The following is a 19,629-nucleotide window of genomic DNA, read 5'->3' on the forward strand; positions in this document are numbered from 1 at the left end:
AAGCTTGTTTATGAAGTGTCTCAATTGCTTTAATATAAAAACGTGGGCTTTAAGCAGATATATTGCTTAAATGGAGGGCAAAGTTGCGGCATGCTTGCCCAAATGCATCGAATAAAGCCAGTGAATCTGGGTGTTCTTTCATTTTCCATTCGGGATGCCATTGCACCGCCATGCCAAAATTTGGATGTTCTGCAATCCTGAAGGCTTCAATCAAGCCATCGGGGGCGTAAGCTTCGGCAATCAGACCCGCGCCCAGCTTGTTGATGCCTTGTCCGTGCAACGAGTTCACCTTAGTTTCACTCTTGCCCGTGATGTGTCTGAGTAAACCGCCTTCAACCAATGTCAATGGGTGAGCGGGGCCGTATTGATCGTCCAACTCAACGTTTTTGTCTTCGCGATGGTCGCCAAACTCATCGAGCTCATGCACCGCTTGATGCAGTGTGCCGCCAAAAGCCACATTGATTTCTTGAAAGCCACGGCATACGCCCAAAATAGGAATGCCGCGTGCCACTGCTGCGCGAATCAAAGGCAGTGTGACGCCATCACGCAAAGGATCTTGTGGCAAATGAGGGTGTGACACATGCTCACCATACAGACCTGCATCGACATTCGATGGCGAACCCGATAAAAACACACCGTGCACATTGTCCAAGAGCACATTCACGTTCAACTCACTGCCCATCGCTGGGAAAAACAGCGGTGTGCAGTTGCTGCCGTAAAAGACAGCATCAGCATACTTGCGTTGTACCGTATGTGACGGGTGACGTCCGACAAAGTTACTACATGCGGGAATAAGAACGATGGCATCGCGTTTCACGGCGGCGGTATTCATGCAGCGGGTATCTCCAAATCAAAGGTGGATTGAGTTCAATGTGGACAGGCTTGGGCTACATATATACCAGTCTGACCGAGTATAGTTTAGCATTGGTTGGGCTAAAAGAACCACTTGATCAGAAAATTTCAGTCCACTTAAAAAGGGAATGGTTTAAAATCATTGCAGAAAAACAGTTGGTGTAGAATCCAATTGCATTGTTACAGGAGAATACCATGCGTCGCACCCCTTTGGCCGAGCTTTTACAAAATGAGCTTGAACGGCAAGATTTCCATCCACGTTTACCTGGTTATAAACGGGTGTATGAGGCCATTCGCAGTGCCATTGTTAACCGCCGTTTACCTGCGGGCAGCAAACTGCCCAGCTCTCGTGACCTGGCACATGAACTGGAGGCTTCTCGCAACATGATTGTCGCTGCGTATGATCAATTGCAAGCCGAGGGTTATGTCAGCAGCCAAACGGGCAGCGGCACCTACGTGGCCGATGCTTTACCCGATGGCTTCAATGGTGAGGCTGCGGTTGTTCGTCAGCGTGAGGTGGGTGGCACGACCGATCCCGAGCTCATTTTGTCTAAACGCGGTGCTCGTTTGACGCGTGAAAAAGGCGTTGAAAACTATGAGGTGCAGCCTTTTGCTTTGCGTGGCAAGATGGATTTGCTGAATTTCCCTATTAAAACATGGCAACGTGTTCAAAACCAAGTGTGGCGACGCGAGGACATCACCTTGTACGATTACGACACCGACGGTGGGTATTTTCAGTTGAAAAAAGCGGTGGCGGATTACTTACGGGTGTCGCGGGGTGTGTCACTTGTCCCCGATCAAGTGTTGATCACTGCGGGCACGCAACAATCGATCGACCTGATCAGCCGCATCCTTGCTGATCAAGATGACGTGGCATGGGCTGAAAACCCTTGTTATTGGGGGGCTTGGAGCTCGCTCTATGCAAACGATCTGAGCATTCGCCCGATCGCCGTGGATAACGATGGCATGAATCCGTCCGAAGAGGATTTGAACAGCTTGCCCCCCAAGTTTATCTACGTCACCCCATCACATCAATACCCCACGGGCGCGGTGATGTCTTTGGCGCGTCGTAAAAAATTGATTGAATACGCCCAACGTGTGAACGCGTGGATTTTAGAAGACGACTATGACAGCGAATTCCGTTATTCTGGTCGCCCATTGGCCTCATTACAAGGGTTGGCAACCGAAGCGGGGATTGACCGTGTGTTGTACATGGGCACTTTTTCAAAAGTGATCTATCCAGGGATTAAATTGTCGTACTTGGTATTGCCTGAGCCCTTGATTGGTGCATTTAAAACGGCTTTGTATGACTTATACCGACCAGGTCAATTGCACTTGCAAGCCGCTTTGGCAGAGTTTATTGATCAAGGCCATTTCACCACCCACATCCGCCGATTGCGCCAAGCGTATGCACAGCGCAGAACCTTACTGCTCGCCGTACTCGAGAAAACCCTTGCAGGCAAAGTACAGCAAATTGTGGTCGATGCGGGTTTACATTTTTTGATGCGATTGCCGCCACACATCGATGATTTGGCTTTGGCAGCAGAGTGTCAAGCACAAGGCTTGTCGGTGCGCGCGTTGTCGCGTTATTACATTGGCCCGACCGATGCCCGCGGACTGGTGGTGGGCTTTGCGTATGTGGACACCAATGATTTGGTTGATTGTGGGCAACGATTGGGTTCAGTGATTAAAGCCGTTTTAGGATAGGCTTGGCATCGAACAGGTCGCTTTTCTCATTCGTATTGCTCATCGGGATAAAGCGCAATGGTGCAATTCAGGCTACAATTTACCCATACCCTTTTCCACTTTTGATGAAAGCCATAGAAGAACCTTATGCCAAAAAACTACCCAACCATCGATCAATTTGTAGGCAATACGCCTTTGGTGAAAATTCAACGCATTGGCGCGGACGTCCTTGCTGCACGCAACAATGTGTTGCTGGGTAAGCTTGAGGGCAACAACCCAGCAGGATCGGTGAAAGATCGACCTGCCTTATCGATGATTTTAGAAGCAGAAAAACGCGGTGACATCAAAGTGGGTGACACCTTGATCGAAGCGACCAGCGGTAACACAGGCATCGCTTTGGCCATGGTGGCCGCCATGCGTGGTTATAAAATGATCCTCATCATGCCCGACAACCTCAGTGTTGAGCGCCGTCTCGCGATGCAAGTGTATGGTGCGGAGCTGATTTTGACCCGTGCCGAAGACGGTGGCATGGAATATGCGCGTGACTTGGCTTTGCAAATGCAAGCGGATGGCAAAGGCAAAGTACTTGATCAATTTGCCAATACAGACAATCCATTGGCTCATATCCGCACGACAGGACCTGAAATCTGGCGTGATACCGACGGTGAAGTGACCCACTTTGTCAGTGCCATGGGCACAACAGGCACCATCACGGGCGTGAGCACCTTTTTGAAGTCAAAGAACCCCGCAATTCAAGTCATTGGCGCACAGCCCGCCGAAGGCTCAAGCATCCCGGGTATTCGCAAATGGCCAGCGGCCTACATGCCCAGTATTTTTGATGCCAGCCGAGTTGATCAAGAAGTGCTTGTTGAACAAAAAGATGCCGAAGACATGGTGCGACGCATGGCCACTGAAGAAGGCATTTTTGCGGGGGTGTCATCGGGTGGCGCGTTGTGGGCAGCTTTGGAGGTTGCAAAGGTCGTTGAAAATGCCACGATCATATTTATTGTCTGTGATCGAGGCGATCGCTATCTGTCAACAGGTGTATTTGATTCGATTGTAAGTTGATGTATTTTTGTTCAGATTATATAACGATTTATCTTTTTATAAATATACAGAAAAGTTCTAAAATTCGTTAAAACGTTGTATTTTTTGCCTATAGTTGAGTGAAATGGGCATATCTTACTTTAACGCAATTCAAAACCACTTCGTGGGTTTGATTTGAGATAAAATGTGGAAACTACACCTTTTTTATCTGAAATCGATCAATGATTAATAATGGCTTAACCTCTTTTAAAGGACGCAGGGTCTTGCTTTTGCAAGGTCCTATTGGGTCTTTTTTTAGCCGTTTGTCTTGTGATTTGAAACATGCAGGGGTGGAAGCTGTGTTTAAAATCAATTTTAATGGTGGTGATTTTGTTTTTTATCCGCGAGGCTCCATTCAATATCGAGGCCAGCCTAAAGATTGGCCTGCATTTTTCAAAAAATTTGTACTTGAGCATAATGTTGACCTGATTTTTTTATTTGGCGATTGCCGTCCAGCGCATAAAATTGCTCATGCCATTGCACTAGAGCTTGCCATTGAGGTTGGGGTTTTTGAAGAAGGTTATATTCGTCCCAACTACATCACACTTGAACGCTATGGTGTTAACGGCTATTCTCAACTGCCCAAACTGCCTGAGTTTTATAAGTTATATGCGGCGGGTCGTTTTCCCAAGGCTGATCCAGTCGGAAACACTTATTGGCATATGGTGAGACAGACCATGCTGTATTATCTTGCGGCATCTATTACTAAACCTTTTTTTGGGAAATACAAGCACCATCGTCCTTTAAGTTTACTTGAGGCTTGGCCTTGGGTGAAAGGCGTTTGGCGAAAACAATTTTATCGCGTAAAAGAGCGGGGCGTTCAAGAGCGTTTAACGGGCGATTTGTTCAAAAAATATTTTTTTGTACCCTTGCAAGTGCACAACGATTCGCAAATATTAAGCCACTCGCAGTTTGATACTGTGGGAGAGTTTATTGAAAAGACGGTTAATTCATTTGCGAAACATGCACCCAGTGACACTTATTTGGTGATCAAGCATCACCCAATGGATCGAGGCTATTACGATTACACGCAATTGATTAAAAACCTTGTCGGAGAGGGAGAGCTCAAGTCAAGGGTGTTTTATATTCATGATCAACATTTGCCAAGCTTGCTTAATGCTGCTTCGGGTGTCGTTGTCGTCAACAGTACGGTGGGCTTATCTGCTGTGCAGCGCCATCTTCCTGTATTTGTTGAGGGTGACAGCATTTATAAAATCAGTGAAATCACTTATATTGGTGAAATTGATGATTTTTGGAGGATCGCTCATGCTTTTAAGCCGAACAAAGAAATTGTTGCGGGTTTTTTAAAATATTTGATTCAGACCACGCAACTGAATGGTAGCTTTTATCGAGGTGATGTGAATTATGTCAATGAACGCCTACCCAAGTAAGCTATTCTGGTTTTAAACACATTAAGCCTTGCCTAAAGTCTCCGTCTGTTGAGATTCTAAATGTAGCATCCTCTCTTGAGCCGCTCGGATGATGCGTTTTCTTAACTCAGGGTTGTGATACAGCGTCATGATTGTACTCACCCAAATGTGAGGGTCGTTTGGCAGTAAAAAACCATCAATCCCGTGTCGAATAAAATCACTGTATGGTTTGATGTCTGAGTACAGGCCCACTGCGCCCATGCGGGTTAGGTCGAAAAACTTGGTGGGGCCGCGCCCCGCATTAAATTTAGAAGGCAATAACGGAACAAGGCCGATGTCACGTTGCGCATGTGTTGTGTAGTCTAAATAATTCGACCATTGCATGGGGTGAATGACGGTCACCCGAGACAAATGCTTAAATTGTTTATATATGGCGTGATCACCAAACACTTCGAAACGTGAACAGGGCAGGCTGAGTTCAACTTGGCCTACGATTGGATGTAGCCATGCGAATTCGTCAACATGCGATGCGGTGCCATGGTAAATCAGCCAGAAGTTTTGAGCGGCCTCTCGATTTGTTGGTGTGGGTTTAGGCTCGAGTAGCTTTGGCGACCAGTCGGCATATTTCTCAGCTAAATAAGTGCTGGATACCCAAAACTCAGAACACACATCTTCAATGAGTGACCTTTGGTTGAATGCTTGGCTATAAATTTTCTGACGATAAGCTTTAGGGAGTTCAGCCAAAGCATTTGGGTCGTACAGGTCATCGTCCATAAAGTAGATTAATTTTTTCCCCATGGCATGCAAATGCTTAATAAATGGTATCCAGTGAGGTGGGAGATAACGAGAAATAACAACTTGACCGTTGGCATTGTTGGGGGCATCCATCAGTGATGGCGCTTGCAGGCGTGTGTCCAGAAGGGCGTAGTCTGTTGAGCCCATGGACATAAGCTGAGGGGCGATATAGTAATCTAAGGAAGCAGAATGCCCTTGGGTCAAAACAAACGCAGAGCGGTTTGCTACGGCGCAAAAATCAACGTGTGATGGCGTTGATTTTTTTTGCCGTTTAAATAAAGAGAGCCAGATGTTCATCATTTCAATCGATTTCTACGGAGACCGTATTTCCACAATAAAGTTTTTTGTGGCTCATTGTAATGCATCTGATGCAATAGAGTAATCGGGTTTGCTTCGATTCAAATTTGGATTATACATAGGGTCTTGCTCGAGCAATGGACCCCATGTTGTTTGCATATATTCAACTTCGGCATTGAACCGCGCTAATTTTTCAGGATTGTCCTCAGAGCCTCTGCTGATTGACTCATAGTGGTACAGTTCGGCATAAGGCGTCCATATGTTTCTCAAACCCAATTGTCGCACTCGAAGACAAAAGTCAACATCATTGAATGCAATGGTGAGGTCTTTTTCATTCAAACCATTGACTTGATTGAAGGTGCGTTTTTTGACGAGCAAGACTGCAGCGGTGACTGCGGAAAAGTTTTGTACTGAAGTCAAGCGGGCAAAAGGTCCCAGAGAGGATCGAGGGGATCTCAAATGGGCGTGGTTGGCCACGCCGCCAACACCCAACAGCACACCTGCATGTTGCAGGGTTTCATCAGGGTAGTACAGCTTTGCCCCAACACAGCCGATTTCAGGGCGGATGGCATGACTGACCATTTCACTGAGCCATTCTGGGCTGATGACTTCAATGTCGTTGTTGATTAAACCTAAAATCTCACCTTTTGCCTGAGAGGCGCCAAAGTTATTGATCGCTGAATAATTAAAAGGAAAATCCCAGCGAAGAACGCGCACTCGACTGTCTTGTGCTTGAATGGCTATAAAATAGCTTAAAGTGGCGTCTTCAATGCTGCCATTGTCTAAAATTAAAATTTCATAGTTTTGGTATGTTGATTTTTCCAAAATACTGCGCACTGCCGTTTCGACAAGTTCTACTTTGTCGCGGGTCGGGATGAGTAAACTCACCAACGGTTCTGGTGTTGGAATGGGGTAGTGGGTTCGGTATGTGTTGGGCACTTTGCCCATTTCGACACGAACTTGTTGTCCCGTTTGTTGAAAATAGTCCTCAAGTGCTTTGATCCCTGCATCGGTGGTGTATGTTTTTTCACCTGCCGCCATGGCTGTGGAGCCAGGCAGGGTGCGCCAGTGATAGAGGATGCGCGGGACATGGATGATTTGGGTGGCATTGATGTGTGGTAAGCAGCGCAGCAGCAGGTCTTGATCTTGGCTGCCTTCTACACCCAGACGAAAGCCCGAGATCTGCTCGAGCAATGTCCTGCGATAAACGCCAAGATGCGAGACGTAGTTTTGTGACAAAAACAGGTCAGGATTCCAATCCGACTTAAAATGCGGCTCAAAACGTGAGCCCGCCTCATCTATTTTATCTTCGTCACTATAAATCACGGCCGCATCGGGATGGGCGTTAATTGCCTCAGCGATAAAATACAAAGCGTATGAAGGGAGCTCATCGTCATGATCCAGTAATGCCACAAAATTGCCCGTTGCCAAGGCCAATGCAGAATTTGAAGCTGCTGAAATGTGCCCATTGACTTCACGAATGGTGTATTTGATTCGAGGGTCGCGTTGAGCATACTCTTTCAATATGCGCTGAACATGTGTTTGGGGTGAGTTGTCATCGGCGATGCACAGCTCCCAGTGAGGGTAACTTTGCTTGATGATGGATTCAATACATAAACGCAGGTATTTTTCGGGCGTGTTGTAAGTGGGCATCACCACGGAAATCAAAGGAGGGTGCGCGAAGAGTCTGATGGACTGTTCGATGGCTTGATTCGATGGAATGGTACTGGGTTCAACCGAGTTCATCCATGCCTTATAGTCAATCAATGTGTTGTTATTGACTTGAGTCTCTTCATACAGTCTGGAGACCACTTCAAGGGGGGATGCACCTGAGGCATCACACAGCGGTTGAATGCTGTGCAAAATGCTGTCTTTGCTTTTTTCTAAATGATTGGGGTGATGTAAGGACAAATGATCCAGCATGATGTGAAGCGATTCATCGGCATGGATGGTTTCCATACCGAGTGTTTCGATGCGAAATTCACCTGGGTAATCAATGGGGTCAAATCGAATCCGTGTGATGTTCTTTTTCGAAAAGAAAACCCGAGATGAGGGGGCATCATCACTGTGATTCAAGGGCAGGTTGACCGTTTCAACTTCATTAAATCCATCGCCACTGTCCAAGTATAAGCGCGACATGGTTGATCGGCTTGAATCATCTGTTGTATGAAGTTTAAATTGCCACGCATGCCAGCCTGACTGCAGTTCAGAGGTGTCGTTTAACTCCCAAATGAAGTAAGGGTCTTCTCCAACCGATTGCCAGTGCAATGGGTTGTTTCCAACTTTTGCCAGTTGCTGTATGGGTGACAGCCGTCCCAAGACTTTGGTGCCAGACTTGTGGTGTTCGAGGTAGTCATATGTTGAGCTGTTGTGTGGTGCCAAGTGATCTGGGCGTTTTGACAGACGTCTTAAAAACACATGGTCCATGTGAAACGTGGCTTCATGGGTCAGTGGGTCTAGGCGCAGCGCATGCCAACCGGAAGGCAGGTAAATGGGAAGCGAAATTCGCCCTGATGCCGGGGCTTCCCAAGTTAAACTCATTGCGGAGACAAAGCCTTCACCAAGGTCAAAAAAAAGCTGTTGTGAGCTGTTATGGGTGCACTGGAATTCATATTCCAGCATGAACCATCCCGCTTCACGGGTCATTTCTTTATAGACAGGTTGAATCAAAAATTGAGGGTCATCTCCTGTCGAAATCCAAATGTCTTGGCCTTTTTTTCTTGACCCCATGATGTGATGATAAGGAATCAGGTCTGCCGGCGTGCGCGACTGGACGCGCTGCTCCCACCAATGGCTGATGCGTTGAAATGGTTTTGTCCATTTGACGGCACGCAGGTTGCGCAGACGGCGAATGATCGAGGCCTGTTCATGCACACGTTGTTGAAGTTGAGCCACCTCTAGAGAAAGAACAGCATTTTCCTCTTTGATTTTTAGCAGTTGATGTTTTAAATCTCTCGGCGGAGCCAGCGCAGTCCCTGCGACTTGTGAGTCGATTGGCTGATCCATGTTAACGGTGACTTGTGTATTTGTTTCAGGATTCATTTTGATGTGTGTGATTAAAGTGTGCGCTGCAAAAAATTAGATGTTCATCATCCTTGGTTCAACGGACAGTGAATAATCCTCGTGTGTCAAGGTGAGATTCGGGTTGTAGTATGGGTCGTTGTATAGGTGCATTCCCCAGCGCTGAACCATAACGGTCACTTCATGTTCAGCGCGTTTTTGTTGTTGTGGTGTAATGTCTTGCCCTCTGGATTTTGACTCATGGTGATAGAGTTCGGCAAAAGGTGTCCACACATTGACCAATCCCATGTCGCGGACTTTTAAGCACAAATCCACATCATTAAAAGCCACTTTCAACTCACCGCCATCTAAGCCACCGACGTTTTCAAAGACCGATTTACGCAACAGCAGCACAGCCCCCGTGACTGCGCTGACATTTCTCACAATACGCAGTTGGCTAAAGTAGCCGCCGCGGTGATGTTCAAAATATTTGTGACTGTGCCCTGCAACACCGCCAATACCAAGAATCACTCCAGCATGTTGAATGGAGTCATCTGCATAAAACAATTTAGCCCCTACGCAGCCGACATCTGGGCGAATGGCATGACTGACCATTTCAGACAGCCAATTCGGTGAGATGACCTCGATGTCGTTGTTGATGAGACCCAACAGTTCGCCTTTGGCTTGGCGAGAGCCGAAATTGTTGATGGCAGAGTAATTAAATGGATAATCCCAGCGCAACACTTTGACGCGGCTGTTCCCCGCTTGAATCGCTTCAAAAAATTGTAACGTCTCTGGATTGACGCTTCCGTTGTCAAGAATCAGGATTTCATAGTGGTGGTATGTGGTTTTATCCAAAATGCTGCGGACGCAGCTTTCGATCAACTCAAGTTTGTCTCGTGTGGGAATTAATAAACTGACCAAAGGTTCCGAGGCTGGAATGGGCCAGTGATGACGATATAAACCATTGGCGATCACACTGACTTTTGCACCTGTTTGCATGGTGTTGGCGTGTTCTTGTAATGCGCGCTGAGCGGATTCAGAGGCATAGCTTTTGTTGTCAGCGTTGACGGAGGCCGATTGGTTGGACATGCGCCAGTGATAGAGAATATGCGGGATATGCAAAATATCCGCCGCATCATTCAGGCGCGCGGTACAACGCAACAGTAAATCATAGTCTTGGCTGCCATCAAAGCCCTCTCGAAATCCCCCCACTTGTTTGACCAGCTCATGACGATACACACCAAGGTGGGAGATGTAGTTCTGAGACCGAAGTAAATCGATAGACCAATCAGGTTTAAAGAAGGGCTCACAACGATGGCCATTCAAATCGAGTTTATCTTCGTCAGAGTAAATAATTTGAGCGTTCGGGTGTGCCTGTAATGCTTTAGCAACAGTCCATAGTGCATGGCTGGGTAAGGTGTCATCATGGTCAAGCAAAACGATGAAATCGCCCGATGCCAGTTCCAAAGCGGTGTTGCTGGCTTTCACGATGTGACCATTTTTTTCGCGAATCACAAAACGAATGCGTGAATCTTGGTTGGCATAATAAGTCAAAAGGTCAAGAATTGCTGGGTTTGTCGATGCATCGTCCGCAATGCACAATTCCCAATGTGGATACGATTGAGCAAGGACACTGTCTAAACACGCTCGCAATACAGGCAGGGGGGTGTTGTAAGTGGGTGTGACAATCGAAAAAAGAGGTTTTGATGCCCATTCTTTAATGCGTTGCTGTTGTTCGTATTGCGATGGAATGGAGGGTTGTTCGATCCGCTCGATCCACTCTTCATAACTGATCAATTCTTTGGGGCTGCGCTCAAAAATGGCATTGTAATCTTCCCACAAGTGGGTGTACACATCGTTTTTTTCTTGAGCGGAGAACAAGCGTTTGTAATAAAGGGGATGACGATTCAATAGCTTGGTTTTGATGCGTGCATGTGCAAAATATTGACCCACTCGAGTCAAACGAAATGTTCGCAATACAAACGCCCCATTTGTGGAGAGGGGCTCAAGGTGTAAATGAGCCAAGGCTGGGACGTGAATCAGGCGTTTTGCTGTTCGACTTGAACGGATGGGTAGGCTGTAAACCATCGATTCTGTGTTTGTGTTGACGAAGTCTAAATGAATTTTAGTGACGGATTTGGCGCAGGGTAAATCCACTGCGATTTCGAGCATATACCAACCCGCTTTTAACCGACTGGATAAGGACAGGTAGGGTACTTCACCAGAGGGTCGATGTGACTCTGGAGGTGAATGTGGGCTCTTTTCTGCTGGCATTACAGTGAGTTCTTTTGCACTGTATCGACCAAGATGATTAAGTAAGCGTCTCATCAAAGCAGTGCTGAATGATGCCGAAGAGTTGGATGGATGTCTTTAATCGAATGCATATTATTTGAGTGAAATCCATTGTTGAGTGGTGTGTATTATAAAATGTCCTATGAACCGATTTGACACCTTATGCTTCATTTTTTTCATCCAAGCGTTTGATGTAGTCGTCTATTTTTGCCTTAATAATTGTACCTGTTGGCCTTAATACCTGTGCTGCTTGAACCAAGGTCAATGCATCGTTGAGGTTGGAGGCCTCTCTTTTTGCTGCAGAGCCAACCAAAAGGGGAACAACACGAGGGTCATGTTCGGTCAAGGGGGGCACTGTATTGGTTTCTGGCTTTTTAATACTGTGGTCGGCTGGCGAAATGACCGTGCACATTTTTAACAATTCTTGCATGCAAATTAACAAATAATCAGGAATATGTGCAGATTGTTCCGTTATCGGTTTGTTCTCCTTGCGAAACACTTGAATGGTGTTTTTTCCTTGAAAGTAGACGGAGTTAAAGTGGTTGATTTGTTCTATGAATTTCGTTTCCATGTCGTCATAAAGGAACTGATCATAGAATATCTCGGTCTCGAGCTCGGGATGTTTGTAAATGAGCGCGTTGGAGATTTTTTCACAGAAAACAGCGGATGCATCTTTTCCAAATTGGCGAACATATTGTTCATTCATAAACCGAACCAGCTCACCTTCATTGATGCTAAGGGAGCGGTTGACTTTGGTTTTGGTCAAAGGTCGCATGTCACCATAAGGGATGCGAAGTACATCACAGAAAGGTTGAGCCACATTGAATTTGACTGAATCGTAGTGTATGAGTTGGATGTTGTCGAATGCATTTGCCCAGCGTTCAATCACTTGAAATTGTTGCAGGCTTTTTTGACTGAGTACATAGTCTCGGAATGAGCGAGCAAAAAGATTTCTCTTGATGAGTTGAAGGTATGAAGAATACATCATGTCATAAATGTCTCTGACATAAGCAATGATGATTGGCTGAACGTTTAGTTTTTGAAGTATTTGTTTGAATTCAATCAAGTTTTTTGGATCTAGCAATTGAAATGCTTCGGATGAAAGACAAAAATTTTGGCCGTGAGCAATCAATTCACTGAAGTATTCCAATCCCTTGCCTGATCGAATCGCATCCACCGCGCTGACACCGTTGCCCGATGTGATTGCATACTTATCCAGCTCTTTTACTGTGCTGGGGTAGTGAATATTTGCTTTTGCCAGTGACTTGATGTTTTGATGCAACCAAAGCTGAAGTGCCGATGATCCGGTTTTCCCGCATCCGATATGAATGTATATGTTTTTCATGGTAAAAATTTACTTTGTTATCAAATGCTGTGGTCAAAATTAACTTGTGGCGCTAAGCATCAGTTTTTGTTTTTTATTGTGGTGTTATGGGGCGGAAGCAATAAACTCAGGGTTTAAAATATTGTATTCCAATCCATAGCGCAAGTTCTGACCATTGAGATCCCAAACATTTCCTCCCGCTGTTTCCAAAACGCACTGTGCTGCAGCTGTATCCCACTGGCTGGTAGGACCGAAGCGTGGGTAAACGTCGGCTTGACCATCGGCGATGCGGCAGAATTTCAGCGAGCTGCCGAAAGGTGTGAAAGTGTACGCCTTATTGAGTTTGACCAGCCATGCTTCAAGTTTGTCTGCGCCATGTGATCGGCTACCGACGACACGCAAAGGTGTTTTCCCATCAATGGGTTGCACTTGCAATGTTGTTCTCAGTCCTGATTTGATTACCCATGCACCCAATCCACGTGCCGCATGAAATAGCTCATCTAATGCGGGAGCGTAGACCACGCCTGCAATCGAGATGCCGTTTTCAATCAGGGCGATGTTCACTGTAAATTCGCCATTTCGCTTCAAAAACTCTTTGGTCCCATCCAGTGGGTCGACAAGAAAGAAATGTTCGGCTGTGTGTTGTTGGTCCGAAACAGATTCTTCTGAAAGAATGAATACGTTTGGAAAATGCTGTTCAAGGCCTTGACGAATGACCGCATCGGCACGTAAGTCAGCTTCGGTTAAGGGTGAAGCATCTTCTTTATGAGAAACGCTAAAATCTTGGGCATAAACCGCCATGATTTCACGCCCTGCATCTAACGCGATCGAGCACAGGGTGTCCAGTTGTTCTTTGGTAATGTTCATAACGTTTATTAAGCACCTACAGTTAACCATAATTTAATGCCGATTGACATCAAAACGATGGCCAATAGGCTGCGTAACACAGCATGAGGTAAACGTGCAGACAGGCTGGCGCCGATGAGTACGGCTGGGATTGAGCCTAACAGCAAGTTTCCAAGAAGCGTGAAATTAACATCCCCCATAAACAAATGACCAATGCCTGCAAAAATAGCCAATGGAATGGCGTGCATCAGGTCAGTTGCAATGAGTTTGGGCGGTGTCATGCGTAAAGGGTACAAATATGACAAGAACACAACACCGAGGGTGCCCGCTCCAACAGAGGTTAATGATACCAGTATTCCCAACGTTGCCCCCGCCAACACTGTCATTGGGGTTTGTAGGGCTTTAAAATGAGAAGCATCGGTGATGCGTTTGCGTCGACCCAAGGCTTGCAAGGGTTTTTGCAGCAACAGGCTCAACGCAGTAGTCAAAACAGCGATAGAAATGGCGGTTTTGAGTAACTTGACAGATTCTGCATTGATGGGGTGATATTTCATCCAAACAATGGTCGCCACGGAAGCGGTGAGGCTGCCCAACCACAGGCGTTTGACGATTTGCCAATCAATGAGTTTGTGGCCATGATGGACCCGTGTTGCAAAAATTTTTGTGATGGCGGCAAACCATAAGTCTGTGCCAATCGCAGAAAGTGGTGCAACACCGAAAACCAAAAGCAACATGGGGGTCATTAATGCGCCACCCCCCACGCCTGTTAAGCCAACCAACAGCCCTGTGAGGGCTCCTGCGGCAATCAACATCAAATCCATTAGATCAATCCACTTAAAAGTTGCTCAATCGATTGATCTGGGCTTGTTGAAACCGTTTTCAAGTGGATTTCAGGCGCTTCTGGTGCTTCGTAGGGGCTGTCAATGCCTGTGAAATTTTTCAGTTCACCGCGACGTGCTTTGGCATACAGTCCCTTGACATCCCGTTGCTCGCATGTGTCAATGGGGGTGTCGACAAACACTTCAATAAACTCCCCTTTGGCGAACAGATCGCGCGCCATTCGACGTTCACTGCGGAACGGTGAGATGAAACTGACCAAGACGATTAAGCCCGCTTCGGTCATGAGTTTGGCCACTTCCGCAACACGGCGAATGTTTTCAACTCGATCTGCTTCAGTAAAACCAAGGTCTCGGTTCAAACCGTGTCGAACATTGTCACCATCCAGTACATAGGTGTGTTTGCCTTCGGCATGTAAACGCTTTTCAAATAAACTGGCCAAAGTTGATTTGCCTGAACCCGATAAGCCTGTGAACCAAAAGCATTGAGGGGTTTGGTGTTTGGTTAAAGCGCGTGCTTCTTTGTTGATGTCCAGTGCTTGCCAATGGATGTTTTTTGCCCGACGCAATGAGAATTCAATCATTCCAGCGCCCACGGTCTCAAAAGTCAGTTTGTCAATCAGGATGAAGCTGCCCAAGGTTCGGTTGAGGGCGTAGGGTTCAAATGCCAAAGGTGCGGCTGTTGAAATGTTGATGGTGGCAATTTCGTTCAGGCTGAGCGTTTTAACCGCCAAATGAGCGCCCGTGTTGACATCGTCGCGGAATTTGATGTCGGTCACTGTTGCGGTGACCTCTTTGCAGGCGAGCTTGAGTAAATATTGACGACCTGGTGCCATGGCGTGTTGGCTCATCCACAGCAGGCGGGCTTCAAATTGATCGGCCACCTCTGGAGGGGCATCGGCTGCGGACAGCACATCCCCACGGCTGATGCTGATTTCGTCTTCGAGGGTCAGCGTGATAGAGTCGCCTTTTTGAGCGCTCTCGACGGTGTTAAAGCCAGAATAAATGGCTTTAACATGTGACTTGACACCTGATGGCAGAACGCGTATCTCATCACCAACAGACAGCGTACCTTCTGCGATGCGTCCACAAAAGCCACGGAAATCAAGGTTGGGGCGGTTAACGGATTGAACAGGCATGCGAAACGCCCGTTGCGCTTGTTTGTCACTGACATCCACACTGTCCAAGTAGTCCATGAGGCTTGGGCCTGTGTACCACGACATGTGTTGGCTGGCCGATAGGACGTTGTCCCCTTCTAAACCCGATACGGGAATGGCTTTGATACTCAAAAAGCCAAAACCTTCAGTGAATTCGCTGTATGCTTTAACAACGGTGTTAAATGTGCTTTCATCGTAATCGACCAAATCCATCTTGTTGACTGCAAGGACGATGTGCTTGATGCCCATTAAGTTGGCAATGCGGCTGTGGCGGCGGGTTTGTGTCAAAATGCCTTTGCGCGCGTCAATTAAAATGACGGCCAAGTCGGCAGTGGATGCGCCTGTGGCCATGTTGCGCGTGTATTGCTCGTGACCAGGGGTGTCGGCGACAATGTAGCGGCGTTTGTCCGTTGCAAAAAAACGATAGGCCACGTCGATTGTGATGCCTTGCTCACGTTCGGCTTGCAAACCATCCACCAGCAAGGCCAAATCCATCTTTTCACCTTGGGTACCGTATTGGCGAGAGTCGTTTTCCAACGCTTGCAGTTGATCATCAAAAATATTTTTGCTTTCAAACAGTAAGCGGCCAATCAATGTGCTTTTGCCATCATCCACACTGCCGCAGGTGATGAAGCGGAGCGTGTCTTTGTTGCGTTGGCTGTCTAGGTACGTGGCGACCTCTTGAGCATTTAAGCTGTTCATTAAAAATACCCTTCTTGTTTTTTCTTTTCCATTGAGCCTGGTGTGTCCGAGTCGATAAGGCGGCCTTGACGTTCTGAGCTCCGCGATGTGAATGTTTCTGCGATAATGCCTTCCAATGTATTGGCATCGCTTTCAACGGCCGCCGTTAACGGCCAGCAGCCCAATGTGCGGAAGCGGACTTGACGCATTTCTGCGGTTTCACCTTCTGCAAATGGGAAACGTTCATCATCGACCATGATCCACTGCCCATCTCGTTTGACGACAGGACGCTGTGCCGCGAGATAGAGGGGCACAATCGGAATGTCCTCGGCATAGATGTATTGCCAAATGTCCAACTCTGTCCAGTTGCTGATGGGGAAAACACGAATGGATTCATCCGCTTGGATGTGGGTGTTGTACAGATTCCACAGTTCTGGTCGCTGTGCATCGGACTCCCAGCGGTGGCCTGGGGCGCGGAAAGAGAAAATGCGCTCTTTGGCGCGGCTTTTTTCCTCATCGCGCCGTGCACCGCCCAAAACAACATCAAAACCATTGGCATCCAAGGCCTGCTTCAGGGCTTGGGTTTTCATGACGTCGGTGTGGTAGTTGCTGCCGTGGGTAAAAGGACCGACCCCTTCAGCAACACCCAAAGGATTGGTGTGGGTGATGAGTTTCATGCCACTCTCGGCGACCATGCGATCACGATGTGCATACATTTCTTTGAATTTCCAGCCCGTGTCCACATGTAAAAGTGGGAACGGTGGCGGTGCTGGATAAAAGGCTTTGCGCGCCAGATGCAGCATCACGGATGAATCCTTACCGATGGAGTACATCATGACGGGGTTTTGAGCATTTGCGACCGCTTCGCGAATGATTTCTATGGATTCATCCTCAAGTAATTGCATAATTGTCCTTGATCTATGTGTTCAGTTGCTTGCCATTCTGTTTGTTATGCTGTTGATAACATGCGAGCATAGGTATAATCTGCATTGTTGACAATGCAAAGCTGGTGGATTTTAACATCACACATGTCATTAAGTGGAAAAAATGTGGGATTTACTGGGGTTTAATGCGTGGCTTTACACTTACAGGAGCAGGTTGCTGAAGAGGAAACGGCTTTGTTGGACGCAAAGCCCAAATAAAGTCAAATGCTTACGGGCATGTGTTTGAGCGGCCTGTCCAATTGAGAAGGTGGTTTTACGCTGCATTGTGTTGTTTTTTAATGTTGACGGCGCAATGCCTTTGTGCGATTGATTCAATCTTTTTATGGGGATACGGATGCAGTGTGCTGATAAAGACCATCATGTTTTTGGTGTGTTTTCTAGAGGAATTAAAAAAATTCCATTCTTATCCAATATGGTGTGTGCCCGTTTGGTCAATTTGAATGCCTTCTCCAAAGGGGCGGCTCTAACTGCTGTGGCGGGTTGGGGGTTGAGGCCCACAACCCTTCGTGCTAGACAATATGCACTTAAAAAAAATCTGCCATTTGTTGCATTAGAAGATGGTTTTTTGCGCTCTTTTGCAACAGGAGCCACGCATCCGCCACTGTCTGTGGTTGTAGATGAAAAAGGGATCTATTATGACGCGACCCATCCCTCCAGTTTAGAGGCGTTGCTGAACAGCAAAGGCGACTTTGATTGTGATGGCGGCATCATTCAGCATGCCCGAGAGTTCATTCGGCAATATCAATTGAGCAAATACAACCATGCGACGCCAGTGGATTTGGCAAAATATCGATTAAGCAGTGTGGGGCATAAAATTTTATTGGTGGATCAAACCTTTGGGGACATGAGCGTCCAATATGGTGCGGCGGATGCTTCAACATTTGAGTATATGCTTCGCGCTGCACGGTTGGAGCATCCCAATGCTCTGATTTATGTGAAAACCCACCCTGAAGTTTCAGCGGGAAGCAAACGAGGCTATTTAACCGAAGTTCAAGACGATGAGCGTACGGTTGTCATTCGTGAGGCAGTTAACCCATTGAGCCTCATCGAGCGCATGGATCATGTGTATGTGGTGACTTCCACCATGGGGTTTGAGGCTTTATTGATGGGGAAGCCTGTGACGGTGTTTGGTATGCCGTGGTACGCGGGTTGGGGCGTGACGAACGATCACCAGGTGTGTGCTCGGCGCACTCGACAACGTACTGTTGATGAATTATTCTATGCCGCGTATTTTTGTTACGCCCGCTATTTAAACCCGATTACCCGTCAGCAGGGTGATGTTTTTGATGCCATTCAGTGGTTGAGGAAGCAAAAAGAGATGTCGGAGCGATATGCTGGACGCATGATTTGTGTGGGCTTTCGGCGTTGGAAGGCTGCGAACATTAAACCCATGCTGTCACTGTTTTCAAATAAGGTGGCTTTTGTTAAAAATGCACAAGCCGCCGCCTTGTTGAAACCATCTGGTGAAGATTGCTTGGTGCATTGGGGACGTGATGCACCCACAGGGCTGGCCGATCTTTGTGCGTTAAATGGGGTGCGCTTACTTCGTATGGAGGACGGTTTTGTGCGCTCTGTTGGGCTGGGATCCGATTTGATTCGACCTCAATCTTTGGTGCTGGACGCCTCTGGCATTTATTTTGATCCAACCCAAGAGTCTGATTTAGAAAAAATATTGAATGACACTGTTTTTTCATTGGAACTGACATCAAGGGCAAAGCAAGTCAGGGCTTTTATTGTAGAAAAAGGCATCACCAAATACAATACTGAACTTCGTGGTTCGCCGCTTTGGGATGCCCGTGGGGCAAAAGTGATTCTGGTTCCTGGGCAGGTTGAGGACGATGCGTCTATTCGATATGGCTGCGAGCACGTAAAAACAAATTTGGCATTGTTGCAAGCAGCACGAGATGAAAATCCTGATGCATTTATTGTGTATAAACCTCATCCCGATGTCATGGCCAGCAATCGCAAAGGCAAAGTGAACATAGATGCCGCACGCCAATTGGCTGACCACATCGAAACCGAGTGGTCTGTCGTGAGCTGTATAGAGGCAGCAGATGATGTTTATACCATGACCTCATTGACAGGTTTTGATGCCTTACTCAGAGGCAAGCGGATCGTGGTTTTTGGAAGGCCCTTTTATGCAGGCTGGGGCTTGACAGAGGATAAAGCCCAAATTCCAAGGCGACGGCGAACATTGAATGTTGATGAGTTGGTGGCTGGGGCTTTACTTGAATACCCGTTCTATTGGGATTGGGATTTGAAAGGCTACACCAGTTGTGAGGCGGTGCTTCAACGGATTGTTGAGCAACGCGATGGAATGATGGGTGAAAAGCTTAAAGTGCATAAAATAGGCTATTTTCAAAGGCAGGTTCGGAAAGCAAAAATATTGAGCCAAGCATGGATAAACCGTGGTTCTAATTAGTGTATTATTGCGTAGACTTTTATTCAAACACGTGGGGT

General features: G+C 46.9%; 13 protein-coding genes. 4 read left to right on the forward strand and 9 right to left on the reverse strand.

What is annotated here, in order from left to right; genetic code table 11:
- Positions 1 to 49: 49 nt before the first annotated feature.
- Positions 50 to 832: a gamma-glutamyl-gamma-aminobutyrate hydrolase family protein gene (locus tag DTO96_RS03945; RefSeq protein WP_114562310.1), complete on the reverse strand. Its 783-nt coding sequence runs from the start codon at positions 830 to 832 to the stop codon at positions 50 to 52.
- Positions 833 to 1,047: 215 nt separating this feature from the next.
- Between DTO96_RS03945 and pdxR the strand changes: the two genes are divergently transcribed.
- The 3 genes from pdxR to DTO96_RS03960 all read left to right on the forward strand — a co-directional run bounded on the left by pdxR (position 1,048) and on the right by DTO96_RS03960 (position 5,015).
- A complete protein-coding gene (pdxR, locus tag DTO96_RS03950) occupies positions 1,048 to 2,559 on the forward strand; it encodes a MocR-like pyridoxine biosynthesis transcription factor PdxR (protein WP_114562311.1) in 1,512 nt (503 codons plus the stop codon).
- Positions 2,560 to 2,685: 126 nt separating this feature from the next.
- Positions 2,686 to 3,606, forward strand: a complete 921-nt coding sequence (gene cysM / locus DTO96_RS03955) for a cysteine synthase CysM (RefSeq protein ID WP_114562312.1) — start codon at positions 2,686 to 2,688, stop codon at positions 3,604 to 3,606.
- 317 nt (positions 3,607 to 3,923) lie between these two features.
- Positions 3,924 to 5,015, forward strand: coding sequence for a capsule polysaccharide biogenesis protein (locus tag DTO96_RS03960; protein WP_225972554.1), 1,092 nt, complete (start codon positions 3,924 to 3,926; stop codon positions 5,013 to 5,015).
- 21 nt (positions 5,016 to 5,036) lie between these two features.
- On the opposite strand, the gene DTO96_RS03965 is transcribed toward DTO96_RS03960, so the two are convergent.
- From DTO96_RS03965 to cysD, 8 genes are all read right to left on the reverse strand, one after another.
- The gene (locus DTO96_RS03965; protein WP_157964316.1) at positions 5,037 to 5,993 is read right to left on the reverse strand and encodes a glycosyltransferase family protein; all 957 of its coding nucleotides are present in this window, start codon (positions 5,991 to 5,993) and stop codon (positions 5,037 to 5,039) included.
- Between the two features lie 147 nt (positions 5,994 to 6,140).
- Positions 6,141 to 9,092, reverse strand: a complete 2,952-nt coding sequence (locus DTO96_RS12870; protein ID WP_225972555.1) for a glycosyltransferase family 2 protein — start codon at positions 9,090 to 9,092, stop codon at positions 6,141 to 6,143.
- A gap of 72 nt (positions 9,093 to 9,164) precedes the next feature.
- Positions 9,165 to 11,363, reverse strand: coding sequence for a glycosyltransferase family 2 protein (locus DTO96_RS03975; RefSeq protein ID WP_192879016.1), 2,199 nt, complete (start codon positions 11,361 to 11,363; stop codon positions 9,165 to 9,167).
- A 178-nt stretch (positions 11,364 to 11,541) separates the two neighbouring features.
- Positions 11,542 to 12,726: a hypothetical protein gene (locus DTO96_RS03980; RefSeq protein ID WP_114562316.1), complete on the reverse strand. Its 1,185-nt coding sequence runs from the start codon at positions 12,724 to 12,726 to the stop codon at positions 11,542 to 11,544.
- A gap of 84 nt (positions 12,727 to 12,810) precedes the next feature.
- The gene (cysQ, locus tag DTO96_RS03985; protein WP_114562317.1) at positions 12,811 to 13,572 is read right to left on the reverse strand and encodes a 3'(2'),5'-bisphosphate nucleotidase CysQ; all 762 of its coding nucleotides are present in this window, start codon (positions 13,570 to 13,572) and stop codon (positions 12,811 to 12,813) included.
- An 8-nt stretch (positions 13,573 to 13,580) separates the two neighbouring features.
- A complete protein-coding gene (locus tag DTO96_RS03990) occupies positions 13,581 to 14,372 on the reverse strand; it encodes a sulfite exporter TauE/SafE family protein (RefSeq protein WP_114562318.1) in 792 nt (263 codons plus the stop codon).
- Positions 14,372 to 16,246, reverse strand: a complete 1,875-nt coding sequence (gene cysN / locus DTO96_RS03995; protein WP_114562319.1) for a sulfate adenylyltransferase subunit CysN — start codon at positions 16,244 to 16,246, stop codon at positions 14,372 to 14,374. Before cysN ends, DTO96_RS03990 begins: the two co-directional genes overlap by 1 nt.
- Complete coding sequence (gene cysD / locus DTO96_RS04000) at positions 16,246 to 17,130, reverse strand: sulfate adenylyltransferase subunit CysD (protein WP_114562320.1); 885 nt, start codon at positions 17,128 to 17,130, stop codon at positions 16,246 to 16,248. The genes cysN and cysD overlap by 1 nt, the downstream gene beginning before the upstream one ends.
- Before the next feature lie 373 nt (positions 17,131 to 17,503).
- On the opposite strand from cysD, the gene DTO96_RS04005 reads away from it, so the two are divergent.
- Positions 17,504 to 19,591 (forward strand): capsule polysaccharide biogenesis protein, encoded by a 2,088-nt coding sequence (locus tag DTO96_RS04005; protein ID WP_114562321.1) that lies wholly within the window; start codon positions 17,504 to 17,506, stop codon positions 19,589 to 19,591.
- Positions 19,592 to 19,629: the final 38 nt, after the last annotated feature.

The organism is Ephemeroptericola cinctiostellae (assembly GCF_003339525.1).
GTDB lineage: Bacteria > Pseudomonadota > Gammaproteobacteria > Burkholderiales > Burkholderiaceae > Hydromonas > Hydromonas cinctiostellae.